The sequence below is a fragment of the Providencia sp. PROV175 genome (assembly GCF_032707045.1).
In the GTDB taxonomy this organism is placed as follows: Bacteria; Pseudomonadota; Gammaproteobacteria; order Enterobacterales; family Enterobacteriaceae; genus Providencia; species Providencia hangzhouensis.
In genome coordinates this window covers 121,791-146,041 of the sequence record NZ_CP120533.1, presented here as the reverse complement: position 1 = coordinate 146,041, position 24,251 = coordinate 121,791, and the positions used below count along the sequence as shown (strand labels likewise).

Below are 24,251 nucleotides of genomic sequence, written 5' to 3'. Positions count from 1 at the left end.
AGCTTTCACTCAATGTTACTCCTCTCCAGAAACAGTACAGATTGAACCTTGGCATTGAAATACGAGCGTAGGTTTACCACCATAATCATTAATATAAGTTAGATAAGGCGTTGATAATGATGGTGATATAATGTCGTGGTCAGATTTTGGTGGCACCATGACAACATTAAACGCATTTTTTTCTGCTTGATTTTTGCTATTGCCAAAGCCAATCACAGTTAAGTTGAATGGGGTGGTATTATTGAGACGATAGCCATTAGCGATTTTTGTTAAAGTGACTTTATGTGCCCACTTAGTTTCTGATTCCGATAAAATGCTTTTTGGGCGATAAAATAATTTCACTCGGGATTGCAATGCGATTTGCAATATATTTCCGTCATTCGATTTAGGTGGCACTTCGCGTAAGTTAAAATAAAAAACAGATTCTCTATCTTGCGGTAATTTGCTCAGCTCAGGCGTGGTGCTTAAACGGACCAAACTGTTACTCGTCGGCTCAATGCGCTGTAATGGCGGTGTCGCTAAAATTGCGCCTTTAGTCAATTTATTCCCTTCAATATCTTCAATCCAGCTTTGTGCAAGATAAGCTTCTTCTGGATTATCATTTGTAATAGTGACATTAATTGATTTATCGGATGCAGGAAAAATAATTCGTGTCCTATCCAATGTCACAGCGCTGTGTGCGCTAACGGATAAAAATACTGTCGTAAGCAGAAAAAAGGGAAATACCCACGAACGTAAAAACAAACTCAACATAATAAACCTCATAAATAAATTAAATGTGTGCAGCTAATCCGAATGGTTTTAAATAGATTCGAATAGTTATTTCTTTATTGATACACAGGGCAGTAACAACATATTGGTTGATGTATCTAAACTTTCAGGAAGTGACAATTGGCACTGTGCTTGCCCTCCCCAATAAACAAGTAAATTTTCCTTAGGCGATATTCCCACTAACCAAGTCACACCATCTTCCCCGACAATGCCTAATTCAAGGTTATTGTGGTTGCGAACACTGGCACCAAATGGCGGCGTTTTATCATTGCCCAATGATAAAATAGCGAAGAGTTTTTCTCCTTTCATTACGGATAAACTCCGGTAGCCAATCGCACCTTTTGTGAGAGTGATGTCCGTTGATGCCCCCAACGTTTCTAAATTATCGGGCAATTTACTGGTATTAATTGATGCGTTAGCTTTACGGTAACTGCTAACATTAGGGATAACAGCTAAACCGAATCGATTCGTTTTTATCGTGCCATTATCGAGTGGCACATCACCAACACCGGGAGTTTCAATCATTAATCGAGTATCTCCACTTGAACCTCGGTGCAGTGCAGCACCATGTGAAGTCGCGGTTATCCCACTATTAATAGACAGACCAACACTGCGATATTGTTGAGGGACATAGCTTGCATTTGCTGAAATATTAGCTTGGGAGAGATCTCGGGAGTAATAACCACTGATGCTCGATTCGCTATCATATAATTGCCCATGGTTATAACCCACAGTGACATTGTAGCTATCACGATCGTTATAGCCGCTATAACTAGCGCTATGGTTATGTTGGTTATACTCTCCCGTCTTAGTATAAGATTCAGACAATGACACACTGTGACCGTTATAAAGTGGAATACTTAAATAAAGGTTCACTGCATCATCTTTATAGCCACTGTCTCGCTCAGTGCGAATTGCAGATAACGATATCGTCGCATCTTGCTGGGAAAGTGCAGGAAGACTGATATTGGTACTTGCATATAAGCCATATTGCATTTGTGATTTGTCATGCCAATACGTGCTATATTGATAATTCAGTGAAAAATTAAAATTATCGAAATATTTATTCAAATAGATTTGATAATTTTCTTTTGGTGCACGAGAGACATAACCTGAACTGACTTCATCCATAAATTGGCTGAGTGTTCGGTAGTTTTTATCTGCGAAGCGATAACCCGCAAAGGTAATATCTGTGCGTAATGCATCAAAAGATTTTGAGTAATTTAACCTATATGAGCGGCCTTGCAGGGTTTCTTGAGTAAAGCGTGCAACTGACTGTGTCACATCGAATGACAGTGCCCCAAACGCGAATAGGTCTCGCCCAATACCAATAGCAGCGGTTTGGTAATCAGTATTAAGTTGGGAGCCACCATAAAGTGACCATTCATTTGATAAACCATATGATAATTCCCCACCTGCAACAGGGTTTCCTGTTAGCTGATGACCGCTAAGTCGCGTTTTACCTGCAACAAATTTATAAATGAGTCGCCCTGGACGGGTTAAATAAGGTAGTGAGGCCGTATTTAAACTGAATTTCTTTTCTTCACCGTTTTCTTCACGGACGGTGATATCCAAAACCCCACGAACTCCACTATCCAGTGTTTGGATACGGAATGGCCCAGGTGGTACGGTTGTTTCTAACAGAACACGTTCTTTGCTGCGAACAATAACTGTTGCATTGGTATTTGCAACCCCAATAATTTCTGGGGCGTATCCCACCAGTTTCGGGGGTAGCATACGGTCATCACTTTCTAATGAAAGTCCGGTGTATTGCCAAGACTCAAAGACGTTAGAATAAAAATAGTTTTCACCTAACGTCAAAATAGCCGATAAAGACTTAATAGAAGTAAATGCATACAAGCGACTAAAATCAAATTGCTTTGTTTCTTGTGATGATTGGCGATTTCCTTGCTGCTTCTGGTAAGTGCCATTATAATCACCGCGAAAACGCCAAGCGCCTAAATTTATGCCAGCGGTTCCACTCGTCGAAGCATAAGTGCGTTTGCTTCCTGTATTTTCTTTTGTGACAGAAATGTTTGCACTGTAGTCGATTAAGGCACCATTAACACCCTCTTCCCATAATGCAGGTGGCACCCAGTCAGGATCACGATATTCCATCCAAAACTGAGGGATTGTCATTTTTAAGGATAATGTTGCGAGTTCAATTTTTAGTTGGACTCCTGTTAGGGCTGATAAATTCAAGCACTGGTCATTATTCGAAAGATGGACTTTTTCTTTTGCTGTCTCTTTTAGCCCAATGAGATCAAGCAAATCAGCAGGTAGACACGTTGTTTGTAGCAAGGTTTGCTCGGGGGTGCTTTGTTCAAAAACCGTAATATCCCGAGGTGCGCCTAAACGCTGCCCATTAACAAAAATAGTTAGGACATAATTATCTGGGGGGACATACCCCGCGACAGCAAATTGGCTCATATCGACGTTTTGGAGATCTTCAGCATCTAATACATCCGTATTAAACTCTGAGGCATAAGCAGTCAACGTGCTAAAGTTTAATGCCACTAAGATGGCCAGCCCAACTTTACAATATGTGAACTTCATGCTTATACCACTCCGAGAACAACAAGAAATACTAGCCAATGCAATAGGATTGACTGTTTTTATCTTTGTTTTATTGATAATCGATGAAAAAACGAATTAACCCTTGATAACGGCCTGCTTGGAGAGGCTTTCCCGTTAGCTCAAGTTGTAAAAAATAGCGAAGCACAAGTGATTGTCCTGCCTTACCTTGTCTTAATACGCTGCCGAATAGTGAATAGCTTTCCCCAGGGATTAAGGCTTGCATTGTGCTGTCAAGAACAGAAACGCCTAGTCCTTCAGAGGGGCCTTGTAAGACAAAAGCATTCATCTGGTTTGCACGATGGCCATCAAAACGTATTACCCATGTTTTGCTATCAAGAGAGGAAAACAGGCTACCGCAATTACTTAATTCAATCTCAAAAAGCTGGTTGCGTTCTTCTCGGGATACCTTTGTTGATAATAAATTCAATGCTAATGATGAAAAATTTACCGTTTGAAAACGATCTTTCATCATAATCGAACAAGGTGTCGCTATAACGCTGCCAATCATCTGAGTCGTTCCTTCATGTCGTACCCCTATGTCCTTTTCTGCAAATACGGTGAAGCATCCACAAAAATAGATGAGTAGAACAGGCACAAATTTTCGAATATCAAATAGATAATTAAGCACTTTGTTTTCCTTTATATGCATTAAGTAGCCGCCAAAAATTGGCGGCTATTCAAAGTGCTTACTGATAAGTAATACGGAAGTTTGAAACAGCGGTAAATTTACCTTCTGCAACATCTTTAGTTTTATCAATTGCTTTAGCTAATGCTTTGAAAGATAAAGTCACATCGCCATCAGTGTTACCGGTAGGTAATACATCTTTTGCAACACCAAATTTGAAGCCATCAATCACGATACCTAAGTTATTTGCGTTACCTGTTGATGTAGAAAGCATTTCACCGCCATTCACATAGTTTTGGCCAGTAAATACTAAGTCCATGGTTTTAACACCAGCAGCATTACCGCTTTCGCTATCAACTTCGCCGAAATTAGCGAAATCACAACCAGTTAATTTAATATCAAAGTTTGCTTCTGCCGCTTTACCGCTTTGTAAGGCTTTGCGAGATAATTGACCGAAATCAACAGTTTGTTTTAATGATGATTGTTGGATGTTACATGGTGTATTCACAACTGAACCAACAAAATCAATTGTTCCTGTGTTATCAGCCATTGAGCTAAATGGAATAACAGATGCGGCAAATACAGTAGCAACAGCTAATTGAGATAATTTCATTATTATTTCCTTAATATGTAAATAGATTTAATATATTGAACGCTTACTAATATCAAATGACAAAGTCACTCATAAAATGGGAAAGGTTTCCCTTGCCTAGACTTAAAGAAAAGGCGACTAATAAATAGAAGGCTAACCTTCTAATTTAAATTTTTTAATTAAAATTGTTTCTAATGGTAACTTATTTTTAATTTTTCTTATTTAATCAGAACGGTCAGCCATTACCTTGAAAGTAATTCCGACCAATTTCTATCTAATGCAATTAAAAAATTTCAACATCTCTAAACTAATTATTGTAATACCAAGTTCATAGAGAGAAACCTGCTGCTAACTTAAATGAACTAGATAACCAACTTGATTGAAGAATAATGATTTTTTACGGGTATACCTTAAAAACGAACCAATATCTTTTCGTAAATAGCCTTTAATTTTCATTGTAATAGGCTCCAATTCATTAAGCTTTAACACATGGTGTTGTATGATTTTTATTCATCAAAAAAATAGCTAACATCAACATTAAAATAAATTGAAATAATCATTATTTTTGATGTTGATATATCACTTTGACCATTCTCATACCGAGATAATTGTTGTTGCGATATGCCAATAACCTTAGCTAAATTAGAGCCACTTAAGTTATATTTCAATCTAAGTTTTTTTATTTTTTTTCCAATGTTTTTTGATACGACATTAACTATGTTATCTCTATCACTTAGAATAGAAAGTGAATTGAAAATTTCATTTCTCATTAAAGCACCATTGACGTTGACGTATTAAATGAAATAAGACACCAATCGTTTAACTTAATATAGGATACAAAAAATCTGAGTTAAACCAAAACAAAAAAATAAATTAATTATTTAAAAAAATTAGCTACAAAGTTAATAGGTATTTTTTTACTAATTAAGGTTGTTAAAAATAAAAAGGTATAAAAAAACAATTATCAAACAACAATATACAAATAACCGTGTTAAATTTTTGTTAATAAAACCCTCAGGCTTTACTTACGCTAAATATTGTAAGGAATTGTAACTCCAATAAAAATAAGTCGCTATATGGCTAGTTATTTAGTGATTATTTAAATGTAGCCACCACTTTTTCTAGTTTTGGGGCGAGTATTCAATGTATTAATTTGGTTAAATGTAATGTTCTCTTTCAATGAAAGTACCAATGATTTTGTCAATCATTTCAACAGTTCTTGAATACCTCTATGTTTTTCTGTTCAGCCTTTTTATCTTGTTTCTTAAGTTCAAATTTTGATGTTTTATTCCCTGTGTAAATCGTTTACCAATCGAGTGAGTTTCCCTTGGTAATAACTGGTATGCTAGGTAATTATCGGTACACCAAAACTGAATATCAAACTTAGAAAGCCACCTTAATAATTTTTGCTGGCTCTTACGGCTCCTTGAGCCCAAGACATGCGCCACTATATGTTTTAACTGAAGTGACCAGACATACCATAACCATCGTTGTCGCTACTACAATAGCCATAAGAGTTTTATTTAATTTCACTGGGTAAATCCTCAACTAAGTCGTAATTTAAAGAAAAAATTAAAAAGAAGCCCTGTGATTAAATATTAATAACAATAGAATTAAATTTTAGATACGAACTATAGCTAAATTTACCTAGATAAAACCACTATATATTTATGAATACGGTAATTAAATCTTTTTGTCTTTTGAACTCTAGCTCACATAAATACTATAATTACTCACATAGGCTGTAAAGCAGGAGAAATCTATCGAATATACCAAGTTTAATAGTCAGTTATTTCTTGTCATATTTATTCATACTACAATTATTTTTACCCGATAAAAATCAATAGGTTACAAATGATGTGTTATTAATTCATACTTAACAACATTTCTTTCACATACATCAACCATTACTTTTTTGCAATTACTTACACTTGTTACGCGTGTTAATAATTTCATCTAACTAAACCGCCCCCTTAAATCTCCAGACAGTTGGTGTCATTTGACTTATTGATAATCTTAATACTCGTTTTTAGGCTAGTTCTTGAAAAATGAGATGAACGCATCCCAACTATTTGAGAGCGGTGAAGGGTTCGGCTGATGAGGTGAAGATCCTCACACACTTCTGACATCATTGTGCCCAGTACGAAATGAATAAAGCTCCCTAATGACTAGAGGGCCCACAACATGAAATCCCCCCGTTGTCGCCGATATCGCAAAACATCTTATACAGGTTCACTTCATTGAAGAACATATAGGTGAAGTTATCGATAAATAAAGCACGGTACCCTGTTGGAATACTTTAGCAATCATAAGCCTAGCCTTATCGGTACTGATGGGCTAACCAGCTTCCCTGATGCTATTAACTGTATCTATCCTCAAACGAAAGTTCAGTTGTGTGTCATTAACAAAATCCGCAACTCAATAACCTGATTTACGCTTTCCTTACTGATTGGTTTTCTATGGTCATTACGGCCTATAAACACAAGCTCATAACACTCTGATAGTAGTTTGAGTGAATTAAATGGCTCGATAACCTGCTTTGATAACGGTACAACATGCGGTCGCTTTATTTTCATTACTTCAGCTGGTATCTCCCAAACCCCTTTTTCTAAATCAATATCCTGCCAACGAGCAAAGCGGAGTTCTTGCGTTCTAACAGCCGTTAGCAAAATAATTTCAGTCGCTGTTTTGGTGATGATACTGCCAGTGTAACCAGCTAAATCTTTTAGGAAATATGGCAGTTCTTGATTTGTTAAGAATGGGAAGTGTTGCTTTTTAGGTGGAGTTAGAGCAGAAGCCAGATCAGGAGCTGGGTTATATTGCGCTCGACCCGTAATAATGGCATAGCGAAAGACCTCACCGCAGCGCTGGCGGACTTTGCGCATCTTCTCTAAGGCTCCGCGTTTTTCCATCTTACGCAAGGTTTCAAGTAGCTCTAGGAGCTTAATCTCTGCGATCGGACGCTTACCAATATAAGGAAAGATATCCTTTTCAAAGGTATCAATAATTTCATCACGATAACGCAGTGACCAGCGATCCGCTTTAGAGGTGTGCCACTCACGAGCTACTGCTTCAAAGGTACTTTCAGAGGCTAAATGTTTTTATTTACTTGAACTTTATTTTGAACCAGCAATTTTTTCGTGCATCAGCTAATGAAACTAGTGTGTCCCCCCTCCATCGGTCATTTTATAGGGGGTTACCATTGGCCTTGAGGCCGCTACCTGGCAGGCGTAAAGCTTCATTGTGGGGGCATCCAAAAACAGGGGAAAATTATGCCCCCAATTTTGCCCCCAAACAGGGGTAGAAACCAGTAAACAAGGGGAGAATCAGACAGACTTTGAGGTGGTTAATCTTATTGATTTTCAAAGAAGATATGGCTTTTGGAAGAAGTTCAGAAACTGCGTTTGGCGGAGATCACAGCAATCATTTACTGATAATGCGCCCTTATCAAATTGCTGCCACAGAGCGTATTTTATGGAAAATTCACAGCGCTTACCGAGCGAAAAAGTGGAGCACTCCGGATGGCGGTGGATTTATTTGGCATACCACCGGATCGGGGAAAACCCTGACGAGCTTTAAAGCGGCACGTTTAGCCACTGAGCTCGACTTTATTGATAAAGTTTTCTTTGTGGTTGACCGTAAAGATCTCGATTATCAGACAATGAAAGAGTATCAACGTTTTTCCCCTGACAGCGTGAATGGCTCAGACAGTACCGCTGGATTACGGCGTAATCTGGATAAGGATGATAATAAAATCATTGTGACGACCATTCAAAAGCTCAACAACCTCATTAAAGGAGATGAAAAACTGCCAGTTTATCAGCAACAGGTAGTGTTTATTTTTGATGAGTGTCATCGAAGTCAGTTTGGTGAAGCTCAGAAAAATCTCAGAAGAAAATTTAAGCGTTTCTATCAGTTTGGTTTTACGGGAACCCCCATTTTTAGTGACAATGCCTTAGGGGCAGAAACAACCGGTAGCGTATTCGGTCAAGAATTACATGCTTACATTATTACGGATGCTATCCGAGATGAAAAAGTTCTAAAATTTAAGGTGGATTATAATGATGTCCGTCCACACTTTAAAGCCATAGAAATGGAAACGGATGAGAAGAAGCTCAGTGCAGCTGAAAATAAACACGTCTTGTTGCACCCATTACGGATCGCCGAAATCACGCAGTACATTCTTAAAAACTTTCGACAAAAAACGCACCGCGTATTTATGGGAGCAAAAGGATTTAATGCAATGTTTGCTGTGAGCAGCGTTGATGCAGCAAAATGCTATTATGAGGCATTTAAATACCACCAACAGGCAGCTTATGATGCTGATAATCGCTACCAGAAATTAACCGTTGCGACGATTTTTTCGTTTGCTGCAAATGAAACTCAAGATGCGGTTGGCGATATTAACGATGAAAGCTTTGATGTAAGTGCGTTAAATCTCAGTTCCAGAGAGTTTCTGGATTCAGCCATTACGGATTATAACAAGCAGTTTAAAACCAATTTCAATACCGAGGGGAATGGTTTTCAAAACTACTACCGAGATCTTGCACAACGAGTGAAAAATCAAGAGGTTGATTTACTTATTGTGGTCGGGATGTTTTTAACGGGCTTCGATGCCCCCACCTTAAATACCCTATTTGTGGATAAAAACTTACGATATCACGGTTTGCTCCAAGCATTTTCACGCACGAATCGTATTTATGATGCGACGAAGACGTTTGGTAATATCGTGACTTTCAGAGATTTAGAACAAGCCACTGTCGACGCAATTACGTTATTTGGTAAAAGCAACACGAAAAATGTGGTGATGGAAAAAAGCTATCATGACTATATGGTCGGATTTACGGATAGCGTGACGGGAGAAACGCGCCGAGGCTTTATTGATATTGTCAGCGAACTTGAACAACGTTTCCCATGTTCTACGGATATCGCTTCTGAAAAAGAAAAAAAGGCGTTTGTTAAGTTATTTAGCGAATATTTACGGGTAGAAAATATCTTACAAAATTACGATGAGTTCGTTGCACTGAAAGCAAGACAATCTTTAGATACGGCAGATCCGGTTGCTATTGAACAGTTTAAAGCCATACATTATCTTGATGATGAACAGTTTTCGGCAATTTCAGCAATACATTTACCCGCAGAGCGGCAGATTCAAGATTATCGCTCAACGTATAATGATATTCGTGATTGGCAACGGCGCGAGAGACAAGCCAATGAAACGGCTGCGTCAATGGTCGATTGGGATGATGTGGTATTTGAAGTCGACTTGTTGAAATCACAAGAAATTAACTTGGATTATATCCTCGAACTGATTTTTGAACATCATCAGCAGAGAAAAGATAAACAGTCGATTACCGATGAAGTGAGGCGTTTAATTCGTTCAAGCTTTGGGCATCGTGCGAAGGAGGACCTTGTCATTAACTTTATTGAGCGAACCGAACTTGATGACATGCAGGATAAAACTAGCATCATCGAGGCTTTCTTTACTTTTGCTCAGCAAGAACAAAAACGTGAGGCAGAGAAGATCATCCAAGAGGAAAATCTTAATGAAGCCGCCGCAAAGCGATATATTCAAACATCGCTAAGACGTGAATATGCAACCGAAAATGGCACAGAACTTAACGAAGCCTTACTGAAACTCAGTCCTTTAAATCCGCAGTATAAGACCAAAAAACACAGTGTTTTTCAAAAGATAGCTGCTTTTATCGATAAGTTTAAAGGGATTGGTGGTCAATTATAAATTGAGTCTCAATTTATAATTAGAGCTAAATACCAGCAAACGTGGGTGATTTCTATTGTGACGGTTTGTGGGTATCAAAGCCGATTAATAATCTGCTACGTCTATTCATTATACGGTGATGATTAGAAAGCAATCCAATTTTGAGTTTTTTTGTTTTAAATATAATCAGTTAAAGAAGTGTTGCGTAGAACATTCATTACCATTTGGTAAAACACAAACATACCGTTATATGATTTATAACGGTATGAATAGGGCTAATTACAAATATGACATTATCGAAATTGTCATTAAAACCAATCAAGGGGATTGGACCGTTAAGCCCTAATATTTTACTTTTTTAACCCATTACTTTGTTTGTTATCCCACCAAATGGACATAATTAATTCGTCAGTGTGTCCTGAAAAATGCATCTAGCCGCAATGACGCCTTTGTTTTGTCTGTCGCGGCTTTTCTGCCTCCTTTCTTATTTATGTATTTAGATTGAGATTGCTTAGCCTTGCACTAAATAGATGATACAAATAAGATTAAATGCCCTCCCATTATCCTTCGTCACGTTATCAATTTAGCGATAAAGGCTATCTGTTATATCATCAATAAAATTAATAGCTATTAATTGGTAAATAGCAGATAAATTCACTGCCAATTTTTGGTCATCATTTCACTGAAAGTGGAAACTGGATGGTGATACAATATTATTTGATAAAAATCAGTAGGTTGCACGGATTCTTCTGTGTGAAATATTTGGTTACATAGTTTATTTCTATGTACATTAGAACTTACTGGGCTTATCGCAGTTTGGTCTATTTTTTGCTCGATGATTGTTTTGTTATGATTCGTTTTTGGTGTTTTTCTGGAATTATATAGCGATATTTCAACCCGTTTACGCTAAGTCACTTATCCTAGAGAGATACAAACTGGCCCTCCGGTTTACAGTCCATTCATAAGCTTTTATTATCCTTAACTCAAATCTTACCGTGCGCACTGGCTGAGATGACGGAAATTAATCGATAATTATTTCGACTTAACCCAATTTGTCATTCTGGATAAAGGATATCGCTATGCCAACTCCATGTTATATTTCCATTGAAGGAAAAACCCAAGGCAACATCACTGCCGGTGCATTTACTGCCGATTCAGTGGGTAACATCTATGTGCAAGGTCATGAAGACCAAATGTTAGTGCAAGAGTTTTCTCACGTTGTGACTGTACCGACAGACCCACAATCCGGCCAGCCTTCAGGCCAACGTGCGCACAAGCCGTTCCGTTTCACCGTGGCGTTAAATAAAGCCGTTCCGCTGCTGTATAACGCATTAGCCTCGGGTGAAATGCTGCCGAAAGTGGAACTCAAATGGTACCGCACATCGGTTGAAGGCAAGCAAGAGCATTTCTTCACCACCACATTAACGGATGCGACTATCGTGAATATCGATTGCCAAATGCCGCACTGCCAAGACCCCGCAAAAGCGGATTTCACGCAGTTAATCGAAGTCTCTCTGTCTTACCGCAAAATCGATTGGGAACACACCGTTGCAGGCACATCCGGTGCCGATGACTGGCGTGCGCCGCTCGAAGCGTAAGTTCGAATTTAGCGAGCCTTTCGAGGCTCGTTTGCGTTTTTAGCTTTTTCTCCTGTAGAGGAAACTCCCATGTCTTGGAAAGACCCCAATAAAAACAAACGACTTGGCAGCCCCGAAAATAACCCACTTATTCACGGTGGTGGGTATGCGGGTGGCAGAACCTATGCACAAGACCAAGCCTTGCAAGAAGCCCATGGGCAACTGCTAGAGCGTATTATGAATGGCGAAATGGGGACAGGATTAGTATTCACTTGTACGATTGGTGGGCTACCTGAAAATACCTTTCAAGTCACGCAATTTGATTTACAAGAAGGGCTTTCCCAACTCTTTTCACTGTCGATTCAGGCGGTCAGCCCGTTACCCGAGATTGATTTTCAAACAGTATTGGGTGTGGCCTCCTCGCTGACCGTAAAACGAGATGGAAAAATTCTTCGCACGGTACAAGGGATTTTAGCGGGGGCTGAACAAGGGAATACCGATGGGGTTAAAACCTGGTATCACTTTGTGATACGCCCTGAAATGTGGGTGATGACGCTTAAGCAAGACAGCCGCATTTTCCAAAATATGACGGTGCCGAACATTCTTGAGACGCTATTGAGCGAGTCTCATATCAAATTTGATAAACAGCTTTATCACCCGAAGAGCATCTGAAACGCGAGTACATCACTCAAAAGCGTGAAACCCTGTATGAATTCTGGTGTCGGCTTGCTGCCGAAGAGGGAATTAATTACTGGTTCGAAGAAGGCCCACAACTGTTTTACAGTGACCGTCATTTAGGCATGAAAGCGGGGATATCGCTCACCTATAATCCGCAATCTGAAACGGATATCACCGACAGCACCGCCACCACATGGCGCTATGCCGAGCAGTTGTGCAGCGATATTCGCGTGGATAAAGACTACAATCAACTCAGGCCCTCTTACCCACTGAGCCATAAAGTCACCGGCGAAGTCCATCAGCAACATGAAGTGTTTGAAAGTTACGGTCGCTTTCAAGAAGATGCAGAAGGTAAACCCTTAAACCAAATTCGTTACGAGCAATCGCAAAACCAGCGTCAAGTAGGAACGGCTACGACGAACTGCATTGAGTTAGCACCGGGGCGTATTTTTACCTTGTCTAACCATCCTAGCCCTCGAATGAATACGACGTGGCAAGTGATTAGCGTATCCCATCACGGTGTGCAACCTCTTGCTGATAACAGTGGCGGTGAAGGGACTCAATTGAGTAACCAGCTGTCCTTTGTGCCTAGCACTCAAGAATGGCGACCGCCCTATCGGTATAAACCCACAGCGGATGGGGATGAGCTGGCTACCGTCGTCGGGCCACCGGGTGAAGAAATTTATACCAATGCGCAGGGTGCCGTGACCGTCTATTTCCATTGGGACAGGCGCGGCAAACCTGACCATAGCGCGTCTTGTTGGGTGCGAGTCGCCCACGGTTGGAACGGCGATGGCTTTGGGTTTATGTCCATCCCCAGAATTGGGCAAGAAGTGATTATTTCTTACCTTAACAATGATATAGATAAACCGATTATTACAGGCTGTACCTATAATGGCCGTAATCGTCCCCCTATTGATTTACCGAAACACAAAACGCGCACGACGTTTCGCACCAAAACCCACAAAGGGGATGGCTTTAATGAGTTGCGTTTTGAAGATGAAGCAGGCCAAGAAGAAATCTATCTGCATGCGCAAAAGAATTTGGCCATCAATGTGCTGAACTCACGGGGTGAACGGATTAATTACGACCGGACAACCAGTATTGGTCATAACGATGAACTGGTTGTTGCCAGTAATCGGACCGTGACGGTTGAAGGTAATCAAGCGCACAAAACAACCGGTAACTACCAAGATAAAGTGGAAGGAGACCACCACCTTTCGGTTGAGGGGGATTTGGTTAAGGCAATACAAGGTGTGGTCAGCGTGAATGCACAAGGGGATATCACCTTACAAAGCAGCAGTAAAATCACGTTAAAAGTGGGCGGAAGCTTTGTCGTTGTTCACAGCGGTGGCGTGGATATTAAAGGACCGGCGATAAACTTAAATTCAGGGGGAAGCCCTGGGGATATCCTGCAAGCAACTAACCCTGCGGTACTTAAAGCCGCTGCGAGCAGTGGCGCGGCCTTTGTGGCGCATTGTCCCATGAAGGAAGGGCAAGAGGAGGCGGAAAATGGTTAAACCTGAAACGTGCTATGCCATTATCGATGCAGCTTCCGAGCCCGATGTCTTTAATTTGTTCGCCGAGCACGAACCGCCGGCGAGTTGCTTATACAGCGAACCGATTCAACCTGAAATTGTGTCATTAGCGCCCTATTTAGTGGAAGTGACCGAAGAGGTGCAACGCTGGTTAAGTACGCGAGAGACGCCTTGGGGAATTTATGTTTATACGCACGCAACCATGCGTGAGTTACGTCAGCATCTGCGCAAATACTTGATGGTGATGATACCGGGACAAGAAAAGCCGGTCTTTTGGCGTTTTTATGACCCTCGCAATGTGTGGGATGTGCTTGGAACCTTTGATAACTGGCGATTGCATGTATTTTTAGGTCCTATCACGCAGCTGAAGACGTTGTTATGGGGAGAGGAAACCGCTTCCCGCTTTGAGCGTGAGCGCCGCGGATTTCCGGATAATGCGAAGCTCGGGGGCAAGCTGATGCGTTTTACTGATGCAGAAATGAAATTATTATCTCAACAAAAAATAGCGTTACTAACAGCGAAAATGGCACTTTTTTTTGTTCGAGCAACTGAAAAATATCAGACCCAAAAAGAACATGAAACGATTGAAAGTTTAATCTTGCAAACTATCTGTAATCCCAAAATACGTTCATTAAAATATTTTACGTCAGATTTGTGTCATGAAAAAACATGGGCATTTTACTTTGAGTATGCAAAAAGGATCGTAGATATTTGTTATGAACACGATATCAATCACGAAAAATCAATAAGTCTATTTTGTTATCTTCTTGTCTATTACGAAATATATGATGTGGATTCTCTTCCTTCGGAATGGCGTGTGATTTTATCAATAACGGATGCAATGGACTTTTATAAAATTGAAAAGTTATCGATGATGTTAATAAATACCATTCCAGATTTTTATCGGCAGTACAGTGCGTAAGGAGATTGTAGTGCCTAACCGGCTATTACCAATAAAACTAGTTAGTCCTGAGGGACTCATATTTCACTACTATCTCTACTTATCCATTATTAATGGATAAGTGACGATTGTTCGATAAGGAATTAATTTATGCCAAACATTATCCTTATTGGTGATTCTGATACAGGCCATGGAAAACATGGCCCAACCCAAGTGATTACAGGTTCTCCAACAGTAAAAGTCGATGGTAAAGCGGTTGCTCGGCAAGGAGATGCGTTAGCGCCTCACGGTGGGCATTCAAGAACTATCGTTGGTGGTTCGAGTAGTGTATTTATTGATGGTAAGCCTGCGGCTCGAACTGGCGATCCGGTAAGCTGCGGTGGTGTATTAATGGGTAACTCGTCGGTAACGATTAGTTAATTGATAGAAACGAATATAACCTTCAGGGATTTAATTTTTTATCTAGCATAGTCACCAACATTTTTAATGTCTTTATCTCGGCAGAGGTTTATTTTTTTACAATACCGAAACGTGACATTTCTAAACTGGGGCTACTGCGGAAGCTTGCCTAAGCACTCTTATGTTAAGTTAAAACTAATATTTAACTTATGTATTTACAGTCTACCTTGTAATACCTAAAGCTAAGTAAGGGATTATGATGTCTTCATCTGAAAATCAACAGTCAAGTGTATTTGCGAATATTTGCCAATCATGCAATATCCCCACAAACTGTACTTTAGAAGCCACAATAAATTTTGATGGGAAAACTGAAATATACCGTCAAGAACAACATTTTTTTAGGCGATTTACTTATCTAATAGAACCTAAAAAAGGTAAAACGGTTCCATTAAAGTTAATGGCTACACCAAAAGGTTGTATTTCGCATAATCCTAACTGCCCTATTGGGAACGTATTTAATGAAAATGGTTCGCTCTATGGGGATTTTTCCCCACAGAAAGTATTTGATGATGTCCTTGTTTATACCAAAAGAACATCTGAGTTTTCTTTCGGGGAAAACAATCCAATATCTATGCTTGATAGTTTTATTTATCGAAAAGGTTTCACTGATGACCCTCGTTATCGTCAAAGGTATGGTATGAGATTATCAGAATGTGGAGCGGCGCCATTTCTGACCGTTCCCAATGCCATAAAATTACTCCAAGTGACACTTAACCCAATGACTCATGGTACTGCTTTACTTTTTAAAGAAGGAAAAAAGCATCTAGCATCCGCTCAATTTGATCTTATTTTATACCGTGAATTTAAAGTTAGTGTTGAGATCGGCCTTGAATCTGCATTAGAGGAAAAGAGTAACGAAGCTCGAAAAGCTGAACAAACAGCAAATAATGTAGCGAGAGGATACAGACCAACGCACAGTGGCTGGACTAAGCACACAAAAAAATACGGTATTAAAACTGGATTAGGTATTAAAGGTGAGATCACTAGTATTATAGGTGATGAAACAGTCGCCTTTAACACAGAGCTTAAAAAAGAGTTTCTTACAAATAAGAATAAGCTCAACTTAACAAATAGTATTGATACTGCATTTAATAAAATCAATTCTGTATTAAGCTCAGGAAATAGAGTGCAATATCCCTTGGTTTCAACTGAATTCTGCTATCCAGTACTAAAAATAGAAGGCGGAATAAAAACACATCAATCTTCAAATTATGGTGTTATTACTCAAGGGAATGTTTCGGTTGGTTTTGCGCCTCTATTTGGTTTTCAAATTACTGTAGACCTATTAACCGCTTTTGCTACCTATGCACATGTTGATTTTGTTGTTAACAATGCACGAGAATTCCTCGAGAAAAATGAAGAAGCTGTTAAGGAAGGCAACGAAGGTGCTTATGCCAAAATGGTGCTTGAACTCACGTTTAGCTGCGGATTACATGGTAATTTTAAATTTAAAACTGACGATGAAGGTGAGTTTGAGTCTGACGGACGAGATATTGAAATTCAAGGTGAATTAATCGGTAATGCGCACTTGGAAGCAGGCATTAACTATTGGGGAATACAAGGCTTTTTTGAAGCTGGCGCTGAAATTGCGGCTAAACTAAATATCGCTTTTGACAAAGAAAAAGGGGACGATTTAACAGTTGTTATTTATCACGAAGGCATTAAAGCGAAGGTTTATACTAAATATGGAGTCGGGAAAAATAGAAGGAGAAATAGTTCCCTAACTAGCACTAACACAACTGGTGGTTATAAAGAATGGATTATTTACGAGGAGCTGAATAAAGATGAATCAGACTGGCGTTTTGTATTGGGTTAAAATTGTATTTTTTTTTGTGGGGATGGTGGGTATTATGAATAATTTAAATGCAGAAGAAAAAATTAAAAAAAATTATATCGTTAATTTTAATACTAATGATGCATTATGCTTTGTTAAGATCAATGACATGTTAGTTATGGATAATGTAGGAATGACTGAAAATAACTTTACTAGCGGAAAAACTATTAGCTCATATCTGCAAAATGGTGATAATACACTTAGTATTACGATGTTAAATGATTCATTAAAAGGTGATCATAAAGTAACTAGCAATATGTGGTGCTCAGCAATTGTGACCGAAGCAAACGAAAAATCTCCAGTTTCAGGTGTTAAACTTATAGTTGAAGACGGTAAAATTTCGGTTGATCCTAATTTTAACCCAAGGAAGATAGCTTATTTTGGTGATAGTCCAAGAGCGGATGATGAAGAGAAAGGTATGATTGAAGTTACTCAATCTTTTTATGCTTCTAATCTACCTGATTGGGCATGGACAACTGCAAGGCCTATGACGGAAAAAGATATTCCTGCCATAAAAGAATTTTATGTCTCATTGCAAAATGATTTTAAAAATCAAAATTTGAACATCATATACCAAAAAACAGAAGGAATGTGGCATTCATTAGCAATAGAACAAGGTAGTACACCACAAAAAATGTGGGAATCTATGCCATTTAAGCGTTTTTTTAATGATGGTTACAAAGCAATTCCTATTAATTGGGACGTTTATAAACTTAATTCATATATGAATGGACGTATTTTTCGATTTGAAACAGAGTATGATAGGATATCGCCGCTGATCATAGAAAATGATGATGAGGATATTTTTTCACTGACACCTTATTTATCTATAATCAATGGTAAGGTAACCGTTATTAAATAAACTGAGCCTGTGAATGATTTTGTGTAATTTATCAATGTGCTATTTATAGGTGGCCATTGACCAGACCATCAAAGTGGGTCATAAACCAGTTCATTGCTGAATGTCAATTTTGTAGCGACATGGTCCACTTTTGTGATGCATTTATAATAGTTAAACAAATAATTTTTTATTAAATCATCCGATGAAAATATTTTCCTTTATTTAGTCATGTATTCAATATGTAGATCGATAAAGGGCTATTTATTGCATTAATGTCTGATAACATAATCGAGAAAAACCTTAACAACTTTGGTCGTTTCGACGCATTATAAAATACAATAAATAAAGAAGGTGCCAAGGCTTACTTTGAAAAACCAGATGATACGGCATTTCCTCCGTTTAAGCTAAATATGCGTATTGAACAGTTTTTAAAACAGTTTATTTCCGCCCAAGCCGATGATCTCTTAAGTGATGTTGTTGATGTACCCGATGACGCATTGGAATAGCCATGAATAAGCGCTTAAGTTCATCTTGATTTGTGCTTGTCAGCATAGGAAGATAAGTATTCATTTAATAGTTTGAATTAAATAAAAAAAGAATACCACAAATAGCCATCTTTATGGATGTCATTGTGATACCACAGCATTCTTTATTTCCCGCCTTAAGGGATGAAAGCGGTTTGATTCTCATTCTGTTATCCTATCTACCCACTCGTATGATAAACATATCCTCCACTGTGAAAAATTCCTCCTTGTTCAAGACAAACATCACGTCCATAGCGTTCATAGTCAAAGTAGTGTGATAAGTGACCAAGTTGTGCTAAATCATAACAACCACTTTCTTCTATCCAGTAATAACCTAAATCATATTCATTATTGACCCCCGCTAATTGCCGGAAAGAATCCAAGTTATCCGCTAAATGAATTAAATCATGAATTGAACTCACTGAAGAACCGATTTCAATTGCCGCCTGATAAAGGTCAATTTCATCAGGCGATAACATAGCTAATTGCGTAGCTAACTCGTTCAACTCATCTAAAAGGCTGTATTCTGAAATGTAGGACGAAAGGCCATCAATTGAGGATTCATAGTCGGTCAAGAAATACTCTTCATAGTGAATACCATCAATGCCAATCCGCACTAAACAGTGTTCGATCTCTTTTGAGGTTGCTGGAAGCTCAAGCCACTCACCAACTAGTTCGCCTTCGTTATATTTTCCTAAATTCGTGATGAAAACAGAAATAACCCCTGATTTTAGGCATTGGGAAGCCGTTTCCGTCATGTGCATATTAATGTCCTATTATTGGTGTATTGTGTTTTAATTAATGGAGATATTTTGAGAAAGAGATCTATTTCCCTTTAGAAGACGATGTTGATATAAAATCCCCATCAGCTGAAAACAGACAATCTGCTTTAAAACGTGATTAATATCGTTTTAGATCAAGATGATGAGCAGACCCACAGATCCGATAATGCGTTATGTTTTCTACCATGATTTACTTTTACGTTAGTTAAAACGAAAAAAGCTCCTGTCCATCAGGACAGAGGCTCTTACTTTTGGTGGGATAAGTATTAAGAAATAAGATGTTTAGAATCAAAAGGCATCCGTGATTATAGTTTTAGTCGTAATCTATTCTAAAATTGCTTTACTTTGGCTTTCCAGAGAATCCATGTAGTCAGCATACCACTGCATCATTTCCCTGCGCCCATCCATATACTGAGCATGGTTATACGTACCACGGATCGCATTCTTATCGATATGCGCGAGCTGGGTTTCAATCCATGCTGAATTAAATCCTTTCTCATGCAAGATCGTGCTCATCGTGTGGCGGAAGCCATGCCCTGTTAGTCTTCCTTTATACCCCAACAACTCAATAACCTGATTTACGCTTTCCTTACTAATCGGTTTTCTATGGTCATTACGGCCTATAAACACAAGCTCATAATGCCCTGATAGTGGTTTGAGTGAATTAAACAGCTCAATCACCTGTTTAGATAATGGCACTACATGTGGTCGCTTCATTTTCATCACTTCAGCAGGAATTTCCCAAATCCCTTTTTCTAGATCAATATCCTGCCAACGCGCAAAGCGGAGCTCTTGTGTACGTACAGCTGTCAGGAGAATAATTTTAGTTGCCGTTTTGGTGATCACACTGCCTGTATACCCTGCTAAATCCTTTAGAAAATAAGGTAACTCTTCAGCGGTTAAAAATGGAAAGTGTTGTTTCTTCGGTGGAGTTAGAGCAGAAGCCAGATCAGGAGCTGGGTTATATTGCGCTCGACCAGTAATAATTGCATAGCGAAAGACCTCACCGCAGCGCTGGCGGACTTTGCGCATCTTCTCTAAGGCTCCGCGTTTTTCCATCTTACGCAAGGTTTCAAGTAGCTCTAGGAGCTTAATCTCTGCGATCGGACGCTTACCAATATAAGGAAAGATATCCTTTTCAAAGGTATCAATAATTTCATCACGATAACGTAGTGACCAACGATCTGCTTTAGAGGTGTGCCATTCACGAGCAACTGCTTCAAAGGTACTTTCAGAGGCTAAATGTTTTTATTTACTTGAACTTTATTTTGAACCAGCAATTTTTTCGTGCATCAGCTAATGAAACTAGTGTGTCCCCCCTCCATAGGTCATTTTATAGGGGGTTACCATTGGCCTTGAGGCCGCTACCTGGCAGGCGTAAAGCTTCATTGTGGGGGCATCCAAAAATAGGGGAAAATTATGCCCCCAATTTTGCCCCCAAACAGGGGTAGAAACCAGTAAACAAGGGGAGAATCAGACAGACTTTGAGGTGGTTAATCTTATTGATTTTCAAAGAAGATATGGCTTTTGGAAGAAGTTCAGAAACTGCGTTTGGCGGAAGATCACAGGAGTCGAACCTGCCCGGGACTGCTGGCAGCCCCAACTGGATTTGAAATCCAGCCGCCTCACCGGAGACGACGATCTTCCTCTATAACCTATAGATTGGAGCATGATTATAGACTGAATCCATTATTTTCTAAAGCATTGAAACTGCAACTATCACCTTTATTGATAAAAGCCAACAAAAAACCCATTTATTGATAAGTGTTAATAAGAAAAAACGTTAGATTGATATTGAGGTTTGTACATCTGCCCCCATATACTTTCTTATATTCGCTATGGCGTACTGGTTATATGATCCATAACATTAACCCTATTTGGGTATAAGTTCGCCATTTAACTTTTATTGTCAATACAGTAAGCCTTGGCCTACGAGCACAAGCCTGCAATCACAGGATGTTTTATGACAAATTCATTATTAGCCGATTCCGCACTACCCCGTTTTTCTACTATAGAGCCTGCGGATATTTTTCCCGCGGTCCAACACGTACTCAATGAATATCGCCAAACAGTAGAAAACCTGCTGAGTGCAACGGATCAATACACTTGGGGCAACCTGTGCCAACCTTTAGAAGAAGCCAGTGATAAGCTGTCTCGTGTTTGGTCACCAGTGAGTCATTTACACTCCGTGAAAAACAGCCCAGAACTGCGCGAAGAGTATGAAAAATGCTTGCCGTTACTGTCTGAATTCAGTACTTGGATGGGGCAACATGAGCCTTTATATCAAGCATATAAGTCATTAAAAGAAGGGGCTGAATTTAATTCCCTTAGCCAAGCTCAACGTAAATCCATCGAAAATACCTTACGCGATTTTGAGTTATCCGGCATTGGCTTACCTGCTGAAAAACAGCAACGTTATGGTGAAATTGTGGCACGTTTGTCGGAGATAGCGTCTAAGTTTGGCAATAACGTGCTTGATGCGACCATGGGGTGGAGTAAGCTCATTAAAGACGAAAAAGAATTAGCGGGTATGCCAGAAAGCGCCATTGCTGCAGCAAAAGCCATGGCTGAATCAAAAGGTGAAGAAGGCTACTTACTCACTCTCGATATGCCAAGCTATTTACCTGTTATGACCTATGCTGATAACGCAGAATTACGTCGTGAGATGAGCCATGCATATAGCACCCGTGCGTCTGACCAAGGCCCAAATGCGGGTAAATGGGATAACAGCGAATTAATTGATGAACTGATGGCTTTACGCCACGAGCTAGCGCAATTATTAGGTTTTAAAAACTACGCAGAAAAATCCCTAGCGACCAAAATGGCCGAATCGCCAGAGCAAGTGCTGAATTTCCTCAATGATTTAGCTGACCGTGCTCATCAGCAAGGGGAAAATGAACTGGCTGAACTGACGGCTTTTGCTAAAGAACATTATGGTGTCGATACGCTTGAATCTTGGGATTTAGCCTATTACAGCGAAAAACAAAAACAGCATAAATTCTCATTAAATGATGAACAATTGCGCCCATATTTCCCTGAACAACGCGTCCTGAATGGCTTGTTCGAAGTTGTTCATCGCATTTATGGTTTAACTGCCAAAGAACGCAATGATGTAGAAACATGGCATAAAGATGTGCGTTTCTTTGAACTCTATGATGAAACCAATACCTTACGCGGCAGCTTCTACCTAGACCTCTATGCTCGCGAACATAAACGCGGTGGAGCTTGGATGGACGATTGTGTTGGCCGTATGGTGCATAAAGACGGCTCATTACAAAATCCTGTAGCCTATTTAACCTGTAACTTCAATAAACCACTTGGCGATAAACCCGCACTGTTTACTCATAATGAAGTCACTACCTTATTCCACGAATTTGGTCACGGCTTACATCATATGTTAACGCAAATTGATGTTGCAGATGTCGCAGGGATTAACGGTGTACCATGGGATGCTGTCGAGTTACCAAGTCAGTTTATGGAAAACTGGTGCTGGGAGCCTGAAGCCCTCGAATTTATTTCCGGCCATTATGAAACAGGCGAGCCATTACCAACAGAAATGCTCAATAGTATGTTAGCGGCGAAGAACTACCAATCAGCTATGTTTGTTCTACGCCAGTTAGAGTTTGGCCTGTTTGATTTCACCTTACATGCTGAGTATGACCCAGCCAAAGGTGCGCAAGTCATGCCAACGCTATATGCGATTAAAGATAAAGTCGCTGTGGTTCCTTCACCAAAATGGTCGCGCTTTCCACATGCTTTTAGCCATATTTTCGCAGGTGGCTATGCAGCTGGCTATTACAGCTACTTATGGGCAGATGTGCTTGCGGCAGATGCATACTCACGTTTCAGTGAAGAAGGCATCTTTAACCGTCAAACAGGTCAGTCTTTCCTCGACAATATCTTAAGTCGTGGTGGCTCAGAAGAGCCAATGGCGCTGTTTGAACGCTTCCGTGGTCGCAAACCAGAATTAGATGCCATGTTGAAGAGCTATGGTATTCATGGCTAATCGTATTGAGATCCAATTGATCTGCGAAGAGGGTGCCGATCCCGGCACTCTTTCTCAACTTTCTGAAAAATGGCAACTTTCTCATACCCCTGATGCCATTATGGCGGTTGTACTTACGCCTGAAAACTTACAACTGCGCAAACTAGATGAGCCTAAATTAGGTGGGATTTTTGTTAATTTCGTCTCTGGGGCGATGGCCCATCGTCGCAAATTTGGTGGAGGTCGCGGTGAAGCGGTCGCCAAAGCTGTGGGAATCAAAAAAGATTATATTCCCGATGTGGTTGATGCCACTGCTGGCCTAGGGCGTGATGCCTTTGTTCTAGCCGCTCTCGGTTGCCATGTCCGTATGTTGGAGCGCCACCCTGTGGTTGCTGCTCTATTGGATGATGGTTTACAACGAGGCTACCAAGATGCAGAAATTGGCCCATGGTTACAAGAGCGAATGTCATTGATTCATGCATCCAGTATTACAGCACTGAGTGAGATAACCCATGCCCCTGATGTTATCTATCTTGATCCGATGTACCCTCATCGGCAAAAAAGTGCTTTAGTGAAGAAAGAAATGCGAGTATTTCAGTCATTGGTAGGAGCAGATGATGATGCAGATTCATTATTAGCCCCTGCGATTGCTTTGGCTAAACGTAGAGTGGTTGTTAAGCGCCCTGACTACGCGGAGCCCCTTGCGGGACAAAAAGCGCCATCAGCGGTTACCACTAAAAACCATCGGTTTGATATCTATCCATGCATTAAAAATAGCGAATAAACGTAACGGCGAAGGGCGTATGTACAGGTGAATTTATCAGTATGATACAGCCGCCCTTTCGCGT

Annotated in this window: 13 protein-coding genes, 1 tRNA gene and 6 pseudogenes; 10 read left to right on the top strand and 10 right to left on the bottom strand. The window is 39.8% G+C overall.

What is annotated here, in order from left to right; all coding sequences use genetic code 11:
* Positions 1-15 precede the first annotated feature (15 nt).
* The 6 genes and pseudogenes from P3L44_RS00605 to P3L44_RS22080 form a co-directional block, all read right to left on the bottom strand.
* Positions 16-753: a molecular chaperone gene (locus P3L44_RS00605; protein WP_048605555.1), complete on the bottom strand. Its 738-nt coding sequence runs from the start codon at positions 751-753 to the stop codon at positions 16-18.
* Between the two features lie 66 nt (positions 754-819).
* Entirely contained in the window at positions 820-3,327 is a 2,508-nt protein-coding gene (locus P3L44_RS00600) for a fimbria/pilus outer membrane usher protein (protein ID WP_048605557.1), read from the bottom strand.
* 70 nt (positions 3,328-3,397) lie between these two features.
* Positions 3,398-3,976, bottom strand: a complete 579-nt coding sequence (locus P3L44_RS00595) for a fimbrial protein (RefSeq protein WP_410480042.1) — start codon at positions 3,974-3,976, stop codon at positions 3,398-3,400.
* 58 nt (positions 3,977-4,034) lie between these two features.
* Positions 4,035-4,586 (bottom strand): fimbrial protein, encoded by a 552-nt coding sequence (locus P3L44_RS00590; protein ID WP_042848585.1) that lies wholly within the window; start codon positions 4,584-4,586, stop codon positions 4,035-4,037.
* Positions 4,587-5,071: 485 nt separating this feature from the next.
* On the bottom strand, positions 5,072-5,335 hold the full coding sequence (locus P3L44_RS00585; protein WP_042848586.1) for a helix-turn-helix domain-containing protein: 264 nt from the start codon (positions 5,333-5,335) through the stop codon (positions 5,072-5,074).
* 459 nt (positions 5,336-5,794) lie between these two features.
* A pseudogene (locus P3L44_RS22080) lies at positions 5,795-6,049 on the bottom strand (IS1 family transposase); the annotation flags it as partial.
* Between the two features lie 725 nt (positions 6,050-6,774).
* Here P3L44_RS22080 and P3L44_RS22075 point away from each other — a divergent pair.
* Positions 6,775-6,899, top strand: a pseudogene (locus tag P3L44_RS22075) (IS110 family transposase); the annotation flags it as partial.
* An 80-nt stretch (positions 6,900-6,979) separates the two neighbouring features.
* Here P3L44_RS22075 and P3L44_RS00575 read toward each other — a convergent pair.
* Positions 6,980-7,648, bottom strand: a pseudogene (locus P3L44_RS00575) (tyrosine-type recombinase/integrase); the annotation flags it as partial.
* A 329-nt stretch (positions 7,649-7,977) separates the two neighbouring features.
* Between P3L44_RS00575 and P3L44_RS00570 the strand changes: the two are divergent.
* The 7 genes and pseudogenes from P3L44_RS00570 to P3L44_RS00540 form a co-directional block, all read left to right on the top strand.
* Positions 7,978-10,305: pseudogene (locus P3L44_RS00570) on the top strand (type I restriction endonuclease subunit R, EcoR124 family); the annotation flags it as partial.
* 1,058 nt (positions 10,306-11,363) lie between these two features.
* Positions 11,364-11,882, top strand: a complete 519-nt coding sequence (locus P3L44_RS00565) for an Hcp family type VI secretion system effector (protein WP_004246976.1) — start codon at positions 11,364-11,366, stop codon at positions 11,880-11,882.
* Between the two features lie 69 nt (positions 11,883-11,951).
* Positions 11,952-14,059, top strand: a pseudogene (locus P3L44_RS00560) (type VI secretion system Vgr family protein).
* Positions 14,052-14,999 carry a DUF4123 domain-containing protein gene (locus tag P3L44_RS00555; protein ID WP_215954342.1) on the top strand — a complete coding sequence of 316 codons (948 nt, stop codon included), beginning with the start codon at positions 14,052-14,054 and terminating at the stop codon, positions 14,997-14,999. Before P3L44_RS00560 ends, P3L44_RS00555 begins: the two are co-directional and overlap by 8 nt.
* 129 nt (positions 15,000-15,128) lie before the next feature.
* Positions 15,129-15,398: a type VI secretion system PAAR protein gene (locus tag P3L44_RS00550; protein ID WP_215954341.1), complete on the top strand. Its 270-nt coding sequence runs from the start codon at positions 15,129-15,131 to the stop codon at positions 15,396-15,398.
* Positions 15,399-15,636: 238 nt separating this feature from the next.
* Entirely contained in the window at positions 15,637-17,253 is a 1,617-nt protein-coding gene (locus tag P3L44_RS00545) for a hypothetical protein (RefSeq protein WP_272670042.1), read from the top strand.
* Positions 17,222-18,133, top strand: coding sequence for a hypothetical protein (locus tag P3L44_RS00540; RefSeq protein ID WP_215954339.1), 912 nt, complete (start codon positions 17,222-17,224; stop codon positions 18,131-18,133). Before P3L44_RS00545 ends, P3L44_RS00540 begins: the two co-directional genes overlap by 32 nt.
* Before the next feature lie 682 nt (positions 18,134-18,815).
* Here the strand turns inward: P3L44_RS00540 and P3L44_RS00535 are convergent.
* The 3 genes and pseudogenes from P3L44_RS00535 to P3L44_RS00525 form a co-directional block, all read right to left on the bottom strand.
* Positions 18,816-19,400 carry an antirestriction protein ArdA gene (locus tag P3L44_RS00535; protein WP_215954338.1) on the bottom strand — a complete coding sequence of 195 codons (585 nt, stop codon included), beginning with the start codon at positions 19,398-19,400 and terminating at the stop codon, positions 18,816-18,818.
* 342 nt (positions 19,401-19,742) lie between these two features.
* Positions 19,743-20,648, bottom strand: a pseudogene (locus P3L44_RS00530) (tyrosine-type recombinase/integrase); the annotation flags it as partial.
* A gap of 322 nt (positions 20,649-20,970) precedes the next feature.
* Positions 20,971-21,065 (bottom strand) — tRNA-Sec (locus tag P3L44_RS00525).
* Between the two features lie 316 nt (positions 21,066-21,381).
* On the opposite strand from P3L44_RS00525, the gene prlC reads away from it, so the two are divergent.
* Positions 21,382-23,424, top strand: a complete 2,043-nt coding sequence (gene prlC / locus P3L44_RS00520; RefSeq protein WP_215954337.1) for an oligopeptidase A — start codon at positions 21,382-21,384, stop codon at positions 23,422-23,424.
* Positions 23,417-24,187, top strand: coding sequence for a 16S rRNA (guanine(1516)-N(2))-methyltransferase RsmJ (gene rsmJ, locus P3L44_RS00515; protein ID WP_272662743.1), 771 nt, complete (start codon positions 23,417-23,419; stop codon positions 24,185-24,187). Before prlC ends, rsmJ begins: the two co-directional genes overlap by 8 nt.
* Positions 24,188-24,251: the final 64 nt, after the last annotated feature.